12 protein-coding genes are annotated in these 13,571 nt (G+C 46.9%); 8 read left to right on the forward strand and 4 right to left on the reverse strand.

Annotation, left to right across the window (positions count from 1 at the left end):
- Window positions 1–127: 127 nt before the first annotated feature.
- The 3 genes from H6F73_RS13360 to H6F73_RS13370 form a co-directional block, all read right to left on the reverse strand.
- Window positions 128–1,912: an ATP-binding protein gene (locus H6F73_RS13360; protein ID WP_242072484.1), complete on the reverse strand. Its 1,785-nt coding sequence runs from the start codon at window positions 1,910–1,912 to the stop codon at window positions 128–130.
- Window positions 1,902–2,717 (reverse strand): alpha/beta hydrolase, encoded by an 816-nt coding sequence (locus H6F73_RS13365; protein ID WP_190759208.1) that lies wholly within the window; start codon window positions 2,715–2,717, stop codon window positions 1,902–1,904. Before H6F73_RS13365 ends, H6F73_RS13360 begins: the two co-directional genes overlap by 11 nt.
- 380 nt (window positions 2,718–3,097) lie before the next feature.
- On the reverse strand, window positions 3,098–4,564 hold the full coding sequence (locus H6F73_RS13370) for a carotenoid oxygenase family protein (protein WP_190759209.1): 1,467 nt from the start codon (window positions 4,562–4,564) through the stop codon (window positions 3,098–3,100).
- A gap of 298 nt (window positions 4,565–4,862) precedes the next feature.
- Here H6F73_RS13370 and H6F73_RS13375 point away from each other — a divergent pair, with 298 nt between their 5' ends.
- From H6F73_RS13375 to H6F73_RS13390, 4 genes are all read left to right on the forward strand, one after another.
- Complete coding sequence (locus tag H6F73_RS13375) at window positions 4,863–5,366, forward strand: DNA recombination-mediator protein A (RefSeq protein WP_190667134.1); 504 nt, start codon at window positions 4,863–4,865, stop codon at window positions 5,364–5,366.
- 9 nt (window positions 5,367–5,375) lie between these two features.
- A complete protein-coding gene (locus H6F73_RS13380) occupies window positions 5,376–5,798 on the forward strand; it encodes an MAPEG family protein (protein WP_190759210.1) in 423 nt (140 codons plus the stop codon).
- A gap of 91 nt (window positions 5,799–5,889) precedes the next feature.
- On the forward strand, window positions 5,890–6,381 hold the full coding sequence (locus H6F73_RS13385) for a YajQ family cyclic di-GMP-binding protein (RefSeq protein ID WP_190759211.1): 492 nt from the start codon (window positions 5,890–5,892) through the stop codon (window positions 6,379–6,381).
- 133 nt (window positions 6,382–6,514) lie between these two features.
- The gene (locus tag H6F73_RS13390) at window positions 6,515–7,015 is read left to right on the forward strand and encodes a DUF202 domain-containing protein (protein WP_347239531.1); all 501 of its coding nucleotides are present in this window, start codon (window positions 6,515–6,517) and stop codon (window positions 7,013–7,015) included.
- A 240-nt stretch (window positions 7,016–7,255) separates the two neighbouring features.
- Here H6F73_RS13390 and cas6 read toward each other — a convergent pair whose 3' ends face one another.
- Window positions 7,256–8,077, reverse strand: a complete 822-nt coding sequence (cas6, locus tag H6F73_RS13395) for a CRISPR-associated endoribonuclease Cas6 (RefSeq protein ID WP_347239532.1) — start codon at window positions 8,075–8,077, stop codon at window positions 7,256–7,258.
- A 341-nt stretch (window positions 8,078–8,418) separates the two neighbouring features.
- Between cas6 and H6F73_RS13400 the strand changes: the two genes are divergently transcribed.
- From H6F73_RS13400 to H6F73_RS13415, 4 genes are all read left to right on the forward strand, one after another.
- Window positions 8,419–8,907 carry a peptidoglycan-binding protein gene (locus H6F73_RS13400; protein ID WP_190759212.1) on the forward strand — a complete coding sequence of 163 codons (489 nt, stop codon included), beginning with the start codon at window positions 8,419–8,421 and terminating at the stop codon, window positions 8,905–8,907.
- A 277-nt stretch (window positions 8,908–9,184) separates the two neighbouring features.
- On the forward strand, window positions 9,185–9,610 hold the full coding sequence (locus tag H6F73_RS13405) for a photosystem I reaction center subunit II PsaD (protein ID WP_190759213.1): 426 nt from the start codon (window positions 9,185–9,187) through the stop codon (window positions 9,608–9,610).
- A 443-nt stretch (window positions 9,611–10,053) separates the two neighbouring features.
- The gene (trpE, locus tag H6F73_RS13410) at window positions 10,054–11,598 is read left to right on the forward strand and encodes an anthranilate synthase component I (protein ID WP_190759214.1); all 1,545 of its coding nucleotides are present in this window, start codon (window positions 10,054–10,056) and stop codon (window positions 11,596–11,598) included.
- A 702-nt stretch (window positions 11,599–12,300) separates the two neighbouring features.
- Window positions 12,301–13,515: a PLP-dependent aspartate aminotransferase family protein gene (locus H6F73_RS13415; protein WP_190759215.1), complete on the forward strand. Its 1,215-nt coding sequence runs from the start codon at window positions 12,301–12,303 to the stop codon at window positions 13,513–13,515.
- Window positions 13,516–13,571: the final 56 nt, after the last annotated feature.

The raw sequence follows: 13,571 nt of genomic DNA on the forward strand, positions 1-13,571 counted from the left end.
CTTTGGGCTTGCAATAGTCTCTTTCTTAGGAGGTATATTTCTGTATCTCGGCAATCTTTGTTTTTCAGATAATTTGCATAATTCACGCGCTAACGTGGGAGGGTGAGGCTCCTTTAGCATTGCTTTTTTATCCGTAAGACTCAAACTTTAGAATAAAAGTCGTTTGCCCGTAACTGCTTTCAACGGATATCTTAATTCCTAACTGATCAGCAAATTTTTTCACCAGTGCTAACCCTAGTCCTGTCCCCCCATGTTTCCAGGGGTCATTGTTAGGAATGCGGTAGAACTTATCAAAGATTCGATCACATTCATCTGCTGGAATTTCCACGCCAGAGTTACTGACCAAAATTTCTAAGCCGGTTGGGGTTGCTTGTGCAGATAAAGTGATGGTTTCTCCTGGAGGAGTGTATTTCCAGGCATTATGCAGGAGTTCGGTTAAAATGCGCTCTAGGTAGGAAAGATCCGTGGTTAACGGAGGTAGATTTTCAGGAATTTTGATTTCTAGTTGCTGCTGGTGATTGCGGGTACGTTCAATAAATGGTTCGGCAACATGAGGAATATAAAATTCGAGAATAACATCATCAGTGAGATTGAGCGGTTCAGTCCCTGAATCTAGGCGAGTCATATCGAGGAGATCGTTGATTAAACTAATCTCGCGCTGCCCTTCTTCTTGAAGAATTTTGAAATAGCGGTTAATTGAGCTGGAGTCACTGGCGAATACACCCAAAGGCTCTAAACTAATTTTCAGCATTTGGGTTGCCATTTTGATGCTAGACATGGGCGTCCGCAGTTCATGGGAAACGGTACTAAGAAAATCATCTTTTAGCTGATTCAGTCGTTCCAGTTCTTGTACTTGAAGCTGAGCTGCCTGATACAAACGAGATTGACGCATGGCAATCGCGCAATGATTGGCGACTTGTTGCACTAGCCGAATTTCTAAGTTGTTAAAGCTTCCTTCTTTTTGCCGGAACAGCCACAGATCGCCTAAAATTCCTTGATCGTCATAGATGGGGCAAGCGAGACTGGCTAATTGGCTAGAACTATGAATTAACCAATCTGGGGTGATGGCGCAAAATTGAGAGGCTTCTCCTTGCAATAGGGAGGGATAAATAACTGGACGAGGAGGATTTATTTTCTGGACTTGCCCTAAAGTTGAAGTCGGAGTTTGATTGTATGTGTAAGCAATAGAAACGAGGGTTTGATCAGCATTATAAATAGCGGCATCGCAATATTCGATCCCTAACCCAACTCCCAATTCTTGCACGGCTGTTTGCAAGATTTGTCCCTCATCAAGACTGTCACGAACTTTATCAGTAATTCGTTGCAGTAATGACTCAAAACTCAGTGCTTGTTGCAGTTGAGCAGTGCGTTGCTCAACTTGCTCTTCGAGCTGAGCATTGAGTTCGAGCAGCTCTAGTTGCTTGGCTGCCAATTCTACCTGAACTTGCTCTAGTGCTGCGTTTGCTAGGTTTTGGGCATGAATGGCTGCCTCTGCGGTTTTCTTTGCCTGAAGAATTTCAGCTTCGTACTGAATACGCTGCCGCATCGGCACAAAGATGCAGTCATTGACAAAGTTCCCTGCACGTTCCCGGCGCACGGCATTCACGAGCATGGGGACATCAGTTCCCTGCTTGGATCTGACGGAGATGTAGATCTCCTCTGCTTTGCCGTGCAGTTTTAGCAGTGGGAAGAAATGGGTCTGATAAAAGATGCGGCTGGCAAGTGGTAAAATCGATTCCATCCGCCGGCCCCGCAATGCATCGAACTCGTAACCGAGTAATTCCAGCAGGGTGGCATTGACGATCATAATGGTGCCATCATCGGTAAACGAGAGGAAACCGCAGGGTGCGGTGTTTAGCAGCTCGTCTCCGTGGCCCATCATAAACTGTTGGCAGTGCGCCTCAGGTAGCATGAGCGGCAATCAGATACTCCTTAATCAGATCGATAGTCTCCTGTGGATGGCTCATGTGTGGGCAATGTCCCGTAGCTTTCATCAGTTGCAGGGTGCTTTTAGGCAGGTGGCGGTGGAGGTATTGTCCGACCTCGATGGGAGCGAGCGTATCCTCACAGCATTGCAAGATTAGTGAGGGTGTCGTCACTTTGGGCAAATCACTGCGGTTGTCGGAGAAAAAAGTAACCTGAGCAAAGCGGCTTGCGATCACTGGATCGGTCGAGCAGAAGCTTGTTTCAAGCTCATTAGTTAGCTCTGAGTGCTCCTCATTTTTCATAATAATGGGAGCCATAATGTTTGCCCAACCCATGTAATTTTTCTCCATGATATCAAGCAGCCCCTCAATGTCTCTGCGCTCGAATCCTCCTACATAATTAGGGGGATCATTTATATAGTTGGGTGAAGGACTGACGAGTATGAGTTGATCAAAGTAATTAGGGGATTCTATGGATGACAAGATGCCAATGGCGCTACTGACGGAATGCCCGACGAAAATCACGTCTGTTAAATTTAATGCTTTGCAAATATCAAGGACATCCTGAGAATAACCGTTGAGATCGCTGTAGCGCTCAGCATTATAAGCGAGAAGATCCGATTTCCCAGACCCTACATAGTCGAATAGGATAATTTGGTAGTCGTTCTCAAAGGCCGGCGTTACGAAACGCCACATATTCTGGTCACAACCGAACCCATGTGCAAACAGCATGGGCTGTGACCCTTGCCCGAACATTGTCACGTTGTTCCGTACCAGAATGTTTTGAGCCATTTTACTCCTCAATGAGTAAAGTATTTTACTGACTTTAACTAATCTTCTCAGAGTTTAGCTATTTAATTAAACTCAGTTAAATTAAATAATAACTTTTATTTTTTAAAAATAGTTAATTGCTGATAGAAAACTTGCATATCTTTTGTAAAGATTAGTACAAAGAAGTCTGTAATTTCCGAATAAAGTAGGCTCAGCTTCTATTATGTAAAGTTATTCAAATATTGTGAGCGTCAGTTACTCAGCCGGCACGCAACATCTTTTAAAGAATTGTTAGGAATTTCTGTAATTTAGAGGGGAAAAGGGGGAAGCGAGTTCGCCCTTTTCCGGGAAAGTTAGGAGGAATTAACCAGTCGTGCCGGCCTCAACAATTTAACAATCGCTCAGGCTGGGTTCCAAGTGCCGTGAAATCCCATCGGCACAACGCTGGGTAAAGCCAACCGGCACACCGGCGGCGCATCTAGCTGATCGGCATCAAAAATCCAAACTTCGCTGCTGTTGCGTTCGCCATCAAACACGACTGTGATGATCCAACCGCGATCTGGATTTTCTGCATCCGCACAATAGAGAGGTTCGGTTGGGTAGCGGTTATCTCCTAAATCAGCCTCTGTGAGGGTGCCGGTGTGATAGTCGAAGCGAGCGATCGCGCCATAGAGTTCTGGGCCAATATCAACGCCTTGCCGGTGGAGGGTTAGATAAGTAAAGCGCGACGCTTGGCCCATTTCGGCGGGGGCGACCGTGGGAAACTCGCAACTACGATCAACCACTTCTTGCTGTTGAGTGATTTGACCCGATTGCGGATCGAGACGAAGTTGCCATAGTGTCGCCTTAGCAGCCGTTTCTACATGGCCGGTTGCCACTTGCTTAAGCCGGTGATTGGTCTGAAAATCTTCGTAGCGGGCAAGATCCACCACCACAGATCCACCGGCATCGACATAGCCATTACCGAAGTGCCACTGATACCAGGGTTCCGCTTCACTGCGACTGACCACTTCCAAGGTGTTGCGATCAATGACTAAAATCTGGGTTCCTTTTTCTGGATGCCAAGCAAGTGCGTCGCTGTAGCTTTTTTGCTGAAACAGCACCGGCAGGGGGTTGAGGCGCACCGGCGGGATGAAAAAGACTAAATAGTTGCCGGCGAGAACAAAATCATGAAGTAGGGGCACGCCATCCAGGGTGATACTGTTTTGTTGCACCAGCTTGCCGGCGCTATTTGATCGGTAAACGTGCAAGACGGCATTTTTCCCAGGCGCTACGCCAAAATTATAAATCTCGCCGGTTTCGGGGTCACGTTTCGGGTGGGCGGAGTAGTTCCAAGCGGTTTTTAACCCCTCTAAATCATCCAGTCCAACGGTTTCTAGGGTTTGCAGATCCAGTTGGTGGGGGTGCCCGCCTTCCCAAAGGGCTAGCAGCTTGTCGGGTAACGCCAGTACAGAGGTATTCGCCGCATTTTTTACGGCTTTCGTCAACCGTCGCCAAATTGGCCCTGTTCCTGTCATGCCATAGCCGCCGTAAAGAAGTTTGCCGGCTGCTTCCTCGTCTTGGTAGCCGGTGGTTTTCACGTAGCGGTAAAGTCCGGTAGCCGTTCCCTCTTGTCCCTTTTGGTTAAAATGAACCGCTAAAATTGCCCCATCGCCATCAAACCAATGGCCCATGCGCTGTCCGCCGCGTTCTAAGCGTCCTGGGCCATTGCGGTAGAGGGAACCGCGTAAACCGGCAGGCAGTTTGCCGGCAAGAATTGGCAGGGGTGTGGGGTCAAATTCCGCTGCCGGTGGCATGATTGCTTTTGCCCAAGTCAGGGCCGGTTTCACATCTGTTTTTAAGGGCGTTGTGGAAATATTGCGAACCATTGGTGAATTCTCCTGTTTTAGCTGTGGGCTTCTAAATGCACTTATTCTTTGTTTTGTCAAGTTAAATTTGTGAGCAAACCCTCGGTTGCCGTGATGACCACAGCCTTGCTTGCCAGTGCCGGTGAATAAAGCTTTTTGGTGCCAGACTTCATCTGCAAATTTTGGCTAAGGCAATCAATTGCCAGACTGTTTGGGGTGAAGCACCCCCTAGTTCCCATTTTGCTGTGAGAATTTGAGCCATGCCACACCTTCTGTCTGCTACAATGTCGTGGTTGTTCTGTTCAGCGTTATAGCGTCTTTGAGTCAATCGATAGACATCCCCAAGATAGATACACTGGCGCAAGAACTAGCGACGATCCAGCAAACCGGCGCTAAGCGGATTGCCCTTTTAGGATCGCGCCATGTTCCCATTACCCACCAGCACCTGATTGAGATGATGAGTTACGCCTTGGTTTTATCCGGCAACCGTCTCATCACCTCTGGTGCCACCGGCACGAATGCAGCGGCGATCCGAGGAGCAATGCGGGCTGATCCCAACTTGCTAACGGTAATCTTGCCGCAAAGCTTGGCTCGTCAGCCAGCCGAGTCTCGCGAACCCCTTGAGCACGTGATGCACTTAGTCGAAAATCCTGGTAACGACACGCTGTCGCTTGCAGAAGCAAGTGCTTTGTGCAACCAAGAGATTGTTTCTCGCTGCCAGCAGTTAATCTGCTTTGCATTTCACGACAGCCACACGCTGTTACAGACGTGTCAAGAAGCCGAGGAACAACGGCGAGTTGTGACTCTGTTTTACTTTGATTAACGAGTTCTCATGCAATTACCTGTGTCTGCCATTCTGCTAGATTGCATTGCGGCGGCAGCTGCTTTGATTTATTTTCCATTCCTGGTGGTGGGTTATGCTCGCCTTCAGGTGGGGATGGACATAGCAGCGCCCCGCGCTATGTTTGATAAACTGCCGGCATACGGTCAAAGAGCAACTTGGGCGCACCAAAACTCATTTGAAACGTTTATGGTGTTTGCGGCAGCTGCACTGATGGCTTATGTGACGGGTCAGAATTCTACTTTGGCTGCCGGTGCGGCGATCGCATTTGTGGTAGCGAGGTTGCTGCACTCGGTTTTTTATATTTTGAATGTGCCTTTGGCGAGATCGCTGATGTTTGGCATTGGCTCTCTTTCAACGCTCACATTATTTGCTCTCAGTTTACTGGCTGTTAACAATTCTGTGGCGCTTTGAAGCGATGGGTGTTGTTTAAGGCACTTTTCACTTTTTTTTCGATGCGCTAAGAGCGCCGGCGAGGCGAACACTCTTCACTTTTTACTTTGTTATGGCTTCTACTTATTCATTTGATATTGTCAGCGATTTTGACCGGCAGGAATTGGTGAATGCGGTTGACCAAACTGAACGGGAAATCAAGAGCCGGTATGATCTCAAAGATACGAACACCAGCCTAGAATTAGGCACTGAGTCGATTATCGTTAATACAGATAGTGAATTCACCCTAGAAGCGGTTCACGGTGTTTTACAAACAAAAGCTGTTAAGCGTAATTTGTCGTTAAAAATCTTTGATTACGGCAAGGTTGATTCAGCTAGCGGCAACCGAGTTCGTCAAGAAATTAAGCTACAAAAGGGCATTAGCCAAGAAATCGCCAAGCAAATTAGCAAATTAATCCGCGACGAATTTAAAAAAATTCAAGCCTCAATTCAAGGCGATGTTGTGCGGGTTTCTGCTAAATCTAAAGATGAGTTGCAAGAGGTGATTCAACGCCTCAAGCAAGAAGATTTGCCGGTGGCTTTGCAATTTACCAATTATCGGTAATATTGCTTTAACCGAAATATGTATTATGTCTGTAGGGGCGAAGCATCCGCGCACAAAATATTGTGGGTGACGAAAATATGTAAACGCGGATGCTATGCCTAATGCCGGCTTGTGTTAATTTGGTATCATTTTTGTGAGCGATCAACAAAGAGAAAATGTGCCGAAAATTGACCGGCAACGAGAGCATCAAGCGAATGAAAGAACCTTTCTTGCTTGGCTGAGGACTTCAATTGCATTGATTGGGTTTGGCTTTGCAATTTCACGATTTGGCTTATTTTTAAGGCAACTGCAAATTAGTATCACCGGCAAGGCGATTGTTACCCATTCTTTCCTTAGTTCTGAGACGCTTGGTATCGGCTTATCCATTATCGGAATTATTTTAATAGCATTAGCTGCATGGCGTTACAATCGAGTTTTCTGGCAAATAGAACGTGCTGACTATAAACCAAATCGCCTCCTCGTTTGGATAACTGCCACAATTGTCATGATTTTCGGTGCCATGAGTATTCCGGTCGTTTTATGGAGACAGCCGGTTTCTCCGAGTTCGCCTTCTCCTAAACGCAGTAATGTTAGATATAGAGAATTTACGGTTCGCCGGCTGCCTCCTGGATATGATTGGCACAAGAAGCAGTAGAAGAATAGATTGCTTATAAAAGCTGTGGTTTTTAATTATAACTACAGATAAACACAGAGGGTTTACAAGGATATTTGGCTTTTGCCGGTGGTTTAATTGTTGAGAGAAGAAATGGGGAGAAGAGGAGGCAGGTTTAGATAATTTGTTATAATAAAATTCTGCAAAGGTTACTCAGATTTTAAAGCGCGACGGGCTAATTTTGCATAAGTTTTCACAGTTTCATAAGGCATTTCTAAATCATCAGTATGGCGCAAATTTTCCCAATGTGTAAAATAGGCGCTCAAATTCAGAATGCGCGGTTGCCTCCCGCACTAAACGATATTCTACCGAGCCGGTGAACCCTGTTACCATTCCTTTTTTGCCGGCAGCCACCTTTGCAGACTCTAGCTTGTGGCGAGTGATCAGCACTTTCTCATCCACCCACTCTAAAAACGCCTCCTGATCAACCGGCATTTGGGAAAAGTCATTCCAGCGACGCGAATAACTGTGAAATACATTAACCGGCCAAGGTAAAGGCAAATGATAGCCTTTGCGGCGAAAACTTGTTGGCGAAGTAAAACTCAAGCTGATAGATGCCGGTGAAGGAAAATCTGCCTCATAAAGCGCTTGATAAGTAGTAGGAGGTAATGCAATTTCACAGGAGCGAATCTCTAACGGCGCATTGCGTAATTCTACCTCTGCCGGCAAGTGTTTTCTCCACTCAATCATCCACGCCACTACTCGTGATGAAAGCGCCGTTACATACCACCGATAAGTTTCATCTTCGTGCAATTGAAACTCTTTACCAGAAGTTAACAACGAACCTTCTAAACCCGAAATTGTAAAAGGTTTCTCCGATTCTCCATCATGCAAATAAGCTGAAAGTTCTGGGTCAGTTTGACGCACTTGATCGAGAAACCAAGCGTGTAACCCTATTGTATATTGAGCATAAAGATAATCTGCTGCACGGGGATTTAATTCAAATATCAACCCCACCAGTTCAGTATCAGCCGGCCAGTCAAGCATTGGTTGAGATGGAGCGTCAGATTTACGTTTTTTCGTGCGAGGAGTTGGTTTCACCATAGCCGGCTCACTAAAAAATAGTAGCAATTACAAAAGTTGCTATGAACTTGTCAATGGAAAGATTATGAGGATAACACCCATAACAGAATCCCCGTCAATCGGACTGAAATCATCGTTGTCTGGTGCAGATACGCGTCAGTCAAGTCAGCACTTTCAACTAAGAAAATCCCCGCAAGGGGAGTGAAACTTGAAGTAATAATTTTAAACAACATCCTGCTGTTGGGTGAACCGGCAGGCTTACTTCTAATCACCCATTTGAATGCATCGGACAGATGAGGTGTGAAGAGGCCGGCAGCCCTATCTTGGGAAATGTAGACACTTAACTTAAAGGAAGATTCATTATGTTATCTACCAACCTAGACAATTCTGTTAAAGCCTATGTCAGTAAGCCCCAATTGCAACTCGGATCTCAAGGCGCTGCCGTAATGGAATTGCAAAAGCTATTAAAGCGCTGGGGAGTCTACCGGCAAACCAATACCGGCATATTTGATAAATCAGTGGAATTTGCCGTCAAAATGTTTCAATTTAGCGTTTTTCTCCCAGAGGATGGCATGGTCGGCCCTCTTACCTGGCAAGCACTGGCCACCGGCACCCCAGTTAATATGCCGATGCTGGAACAAGGTTGTTCAGGTCAGGCTGTCAGAACCGTGCAGCAGGTTCTCTGGTTGACGGGTTACTATAACGGCGTCATTGATGGAAACTTTGGGTTCCTGACCCACAAGGCTGTCTGCGTCTTCCAAAAAACCTTTGGTCTAGCAGCCGATGGCATTGTCGGTCAGCAGACTTGGAATGCGCTCAGCCAAGTTCCCCGTGGCTACAACCCGAATTGAGGGGGATTGGGGATTGGGCATGGGGCATTGGGCATGGGGCAAGGCTGCGCCAACCTAAAGGTAGGGGCATTGGGGATTGGGCATTGGGGATTGGGTACTGAAACACTCACTACTCTCCGACTCTCCCACTCAAGACTCAGGACTCAGGACTCAGGACTCAGGACTCTCCTTACCTAAAGAACTGTAACAGTTCGTGACCAAGTTTATAGATAGGGGGAGTCTCGGTGATACGATTCCATAAAAATTGCCTGAAACATTAAGTAAGAGAGAGTCATTCATGGCACAAACTTTAACTGGACAATCTCCGATCTTTGGCGGCGGCACCGGCGGCTTACTGTCAAAAGCAGAAGTCGAAGAAAAATACGCTATCACCTGGACTAGCCCGAAGGAACAGGTCTTTGAATTGCCCACCGGCGGTTCAGCTATCATGCGGCAAGGTGAAAACCTGCTGTACTTAGCCCGTAAGGAATACTGCATTGCCTTGGGTGGCCAGCAATTAAGGGCCAAGTTCAAAATTACGGACTACAAAATTTACCGGATTTACCCGAACGGCGAAATCCAGTACCTACATCCTAAAGATGGCGTCTTCCCTGAAAAGGTGAACGAAGGCCGTCCCTATGTGGGCAAGAATGACCGTAATATCGGCAGCAACCCGGAACCCGCCTCAATCAAATTCAGCGGTAAAAAGACTTACGAAGTTTAGTTTTGGGGTGCTTCCCTTAAAACTGTGCGTCGTTACTTTTTGCAGATAAGGAGGGGGCGGGTTCACAGCCTGCCCTTTCCTTATCGCCTGTCTCAACCCTTGCACCCAAAAGCGTAGATGAGGAGACAGACCAAGAGCAGGTGAATTCAATCACTCTAGAACGGTTAATCTGACGAAACTGCTTCTCAACGATCAACCGATACCGGCAGAGTACGCTGCCCTATCATCTGCGGTTATTATTAAAAACACAGTGCCGGCAACAAGCTTGCTGGACAGTACAGCTCAGACTCTTTTAAATTTTGAATTTCTAAATTTTAAATTAAGCTCTAAGTGCGTGTAATCTGATTAAAAAGTTAGACATCTCAGGCTGAGCAGGTTGTTCTGGTCTTTGCAGCTCTAACGCAAATAAAAGTATTGCTAATGAACTACAGGTCGTTGCGTCCATGATTTTACCGGATTTTTCACAGTTTTCTCAGTTAGCCCAGCAAGGAAATTTTGTGCCGGTGTACCAGGAATGGGCGGCGGATCTTGATACGCCGGTGTCTGCTTGGTACAAAGTTTGCGCCGGCCAACCTTACAGCTTTCTTTTGGAGTCAGTGGAAGGCGGAGAAAAAATTGGCCGCTACAGTTTTCTCGGTTGCGATCCGCTTTGGGTTCTGGAAACAAAAGCCAATCGCACCACCCAAACTCACCGCACCGGCAGCGTAGAAGTATTTGAAGGCGATCCCTTTGAAGTTCTGGCTAACTGCCTAAAACCCTATCAGCCGGTGAATTTGCCGCAACTGCCACCAGGAATCGGGGGTTTATTTGGTTTTTGGGGTTATGAACTCATTCCCTGGATTGAACCGCGTGTGCCGGTTTACCCCGCAGAAGAAACCGACTTGCCGGACGGGTTGTGGATGCAGGTAGATAACCTGCTGATTTTTGACCAAGTGAAGCGCAAGATTTGGGCGATCGCTTATGCGGATTTGCGGGATGCCGGTGGGGATTTAGCCGGCGCTTACCGGCAAGCCTGCGATCGCGTCAAAGCACTGGTGAGCAAACTCCAGATGCCCCTATCGAGTCAAGATACACTTCTCGCTTGGACGCCACCAGAAAGCAAGGGAACCCAAGGGCCGGAATTAACTTATACCAGCAATATTTCCCAAGAGCAGTTTTGCGAGAATGTGCGAAAGGCAAAGGATTATATCAAAGCTGGGGATATTTTTCAAGTCGTTTTATCTCAGCGGCTACAAGCCGAGTACACCGGCGATCCCTTTGCCCTTTATCGCTCACTGCGTTTAGTTAATCCTTCGCCTTACATGGCGTATTTGCACTTCGGGGACTGGCAGATTATTGGTTCAAGTCCAGAAGTCATGGTCAAAGCTGAGCGAACCGCAGATGGCAGTCAACAAGCGCTGCTGCGACCAATTGCCGGGACGCGCCGGCGGGGCCAAACGCCTCAGGAAGATGACGCCCTCGCTGAAGAATTGCTACGAGATCCCAAGGAAATTGCCGAACACGTCATGCTTGTAGACTTGGGCCGCAATGATGTAGGCCGCGCCTGTATCAACGGCACTGTTAAGGTTGACGAATTAATGATTATTGAGCGTTACTCTCATGTGATGCACATTGTCAGTAACGTGATTGGTCAATTAGCGAAGGATAAAACAGCCTGGGATTTACTGAAAGCTTGCTTCCCCGCCGGCACAGTTAGCGGTGCGCCTAAAATTCGGGCGATGGAAATTATTCATGAGTTAGAGGGATGCCGGCGCGGCCCTTATTCCGGTGCTTATGGCTATTACGATTTTGAGGGTCAGCTCAATAGTGCAATCGCCATTCGCACAATGGTGGTTCGCAGCCAAGGCAATGGGCAAAATATTGTATCTGTTCAAGCCGGTGCCGGTTTGGTTGCCGATTCTGAGCCAGAAAAAGAATACGAAGAAACCCTCAACAAAGCCAGAGGGATGCTGGAAGCCATTCGCTGTTTAAGCCGTGTTGATCGCTAATTGCTCTTGGGGCCGGCATCTTGCCGGCCTCAAAGAAGAATAGCGAGTTTGTGGCAAAATAAGCTTTCCCACATCTAATACCTATTCTCTAAAAGTTCACTACAGATAGAGCTGATAAGACATCATGCCGTACAGTAATTGATGCGAGAATTGGTGGCGTTAATTTTTCCAGTTCGACTTTGAGATCTTGCCGCAATTCCTCTAGATTTTTTGGCATCGACCAATGCCAGGGGCGCTTGAGATATTGCCAAACTTGTTCATAGGGCTTCGCCCCGCCGCAGGCGTAAGGATTTAATTGCGTACAGTACGCCGGCTAAAAGAATAAAATGATACTGAAAGAATAAAATGATGTTGTTTGGCAAGAAAGAGCCGTTTCGCTTTATGAAAGGCTCCATTATCCAATTGGATAATTAATAGCGAATCTTCAAACTGTTGAGAAATCAAATTCAAAAAAATTTGAAAACAATCTGTATTTAGGTAAGAAAACTCCCAAAAGAAATTTTCTCCCCTTAACGGTGTTCCTCGAATGATGACACTTGAAAGTTCACGCGAATCAATGGACAAGATGATCGACAGTCACACCGACCAAGCCAATGTTGCTCATGCACTGCTGCAAAGTAATGCTCCAGACGAGCAGGCGATCGGCACCGCAATACAGGGAAACCTTGAACTGCAAAAATAACTCAGGAGATCTTTCACTTCATGTCAGCAAATAATTTCGAGTTTCAAGGGTTGCAAACGACAGCAATTCATGCTGGAGAAAAACCTGATAGCACTACTCGTGCTTCCTCCCCCAATATTGTAATGTCATCATCTTTTGTGACCGATGCAGATACTCCTTTCTCGGCTGAGAATTTACAGGGTCAAACAACGTTCTTTTATACCCGTGAGGGCAATCCAACTGTTCAACAGCTAGAGCAAAAATTGGCAGCTTTAGAAGGCGCTGAGGCTTGTGTGGCATTTGGGAGCGGTATGGCAGCCATTTCAGCCTTGATGTTTCACCAGCTTAAGTCGGGCGACCACTTGGTGATGAGCGACGTTGCTTATGTTGGCGCGGCTGAATTGATGAAGGGATTGATTCCTAGTTTTGGGATTCAGGTAACGCGAGTCAACACAACAGATTTGAAGGCTGTAGAAGCAGCAATCCAAACCAATACCAAGCTGATTCATATTGAAACCCCTTGTAACCCGATTGTTAGATTGTCGGATATTAGGGCAATCGCACAAATAGCTCATGCTGCTGGTGCAAAGCTCTCGGTTGATTCGACCTTTGCCACCCCTGTAGCAACTCAGCCCCTCAGTTTAGGTGCAGATTTTGTCGTCCACTCCCTAAGCAAGTATTTATGTGGACATGGGGATGCAATTGGTGGAGCAGTTCTGGGGGCAAGCGATGAACTATCAGGAATTCGTGATCTGCTGGTTCATCTGGGGGGTGCGCTTAGCCCATTTAACGCTTGGCTGATCATGCGGGGGATCGCTACATTGCCTATCCGCATGAAAGCTCATCAGGAAAATGCACTGAAAGTGGCACAATTCCTGGAATCTCATCCTCAAGTCAAACAGATGATTTATCCAGGTCTACCCTCCCATCCGCAACACGAATTAGCAAAACGGCAGATGCGAAACTTTTCTGGCATGATTGCTTTCCAGGCCAAAGATGCTCTTGCCGTTGCTCAAGCTTTTGCCCAGCGATTGCAAGTCATTCACTATGCTGTGTCTCTTGGTCATCAGCGTAGTCTTATCTACTATATTTCGACTCAGGAAATGCTAGAAACCTCTTTCGCACTCGATGAGACGCAGGCTGAGGCGTACCGCAACTTTGCAGGGGATGGGGTTTTCAGACTATCAGTGGGACTTGAAGACGCGGAGGATCTCTGTAGGGACTTAGATCAAACAATGTCAAGCGTTGGAGGGTAAGCTATTGTCGCGTAGCGAGCTAAATGGATTCTTACGCCGATTGCGTTGGTCGATGC

This window comes from Microcoleus sp. FACHB-68 (assembly GCF_014695715.1).
Taxonomy (GTDB): domain Bacteria; phylum Cyanobacteriota; class Cyanobacteriia; order Cyanobacteriales; family Oscillatoriaceae; genus FACHB-68.

Excerpts from the sequence above, each read along its gene's own strand:
- H6F73_RS13360 (WP_242072484.1), bottom strand. The coding sequence starts at position 1,912 with ATGCTACCTGAGGCGCACTGCCAACAGTTTATGATGGGCCACGGAGAC.
- H6F73_RS13365 (WP_190759208.1), bottom strand. The coding sequence starts at position 2,717 with ATGGCTCAAAACATTCTGGTACGGAACAACGTGACAATGTTCGGGCAA.
- H6F73_RS13370 (WP_190759209.1), bottom strand. The coding sequence starts at position 4,564 with ATGGTTCGCAATATTTCCACAACGCCCTTAAAAACAGATGTGAAACCG.
- H6F73_RS13380 (WP_190759210.1), top strand. The coding sequence starts at position 5,376 with ATGCAATTACCTGTGTCTGCCATTCTGCTAGATTGCATTGCGGCGGCA.
- H6F73_RS13385 (WP_190759211.1), top strand. The coding sequence starts at position 5,890 with ATGGCTTCTACTTATTCATTTGATATTGTCAGCGATTTTGACCGGCAG.
- cas6 (WP_347239532.1), bottom strand. The coding sequence starts at position 8,077 with ATGGTGAAACCAACTCCTCGCACGAAAAAACGTAAATCTGACGCTCCA.
- H6F73_RS13400 (WP_190759212.1), top strand. The coding sequence starts at position 8,419 with ATGTTATCTACCAACCTAGACAATTCTGTTAAAGCCTATGTCAGTAAG.
- H6F73_RS13405 (WP_190759213.1), top strand. The coding sequence starts at position 9,185 with ATGGCACAAACTTTAACTGGACAATCTCCGATCTTTGGCGGCGGCACC.
- trpE (WP_190759214.1), top strand. The coding sequence starts at position 10,054 with ATGATTTTACCGGATTTTTCACAGTTTTCTCAGTTAGCCCAGCAAGGA.
- H6F73_RS13415 (WP_190759215.1), top strand. The coding sequence starts at position 12,301 with ATGTCAGCAAATAATTTCGAGTTTCAAGGGTTGCAAACGACAGCAATT.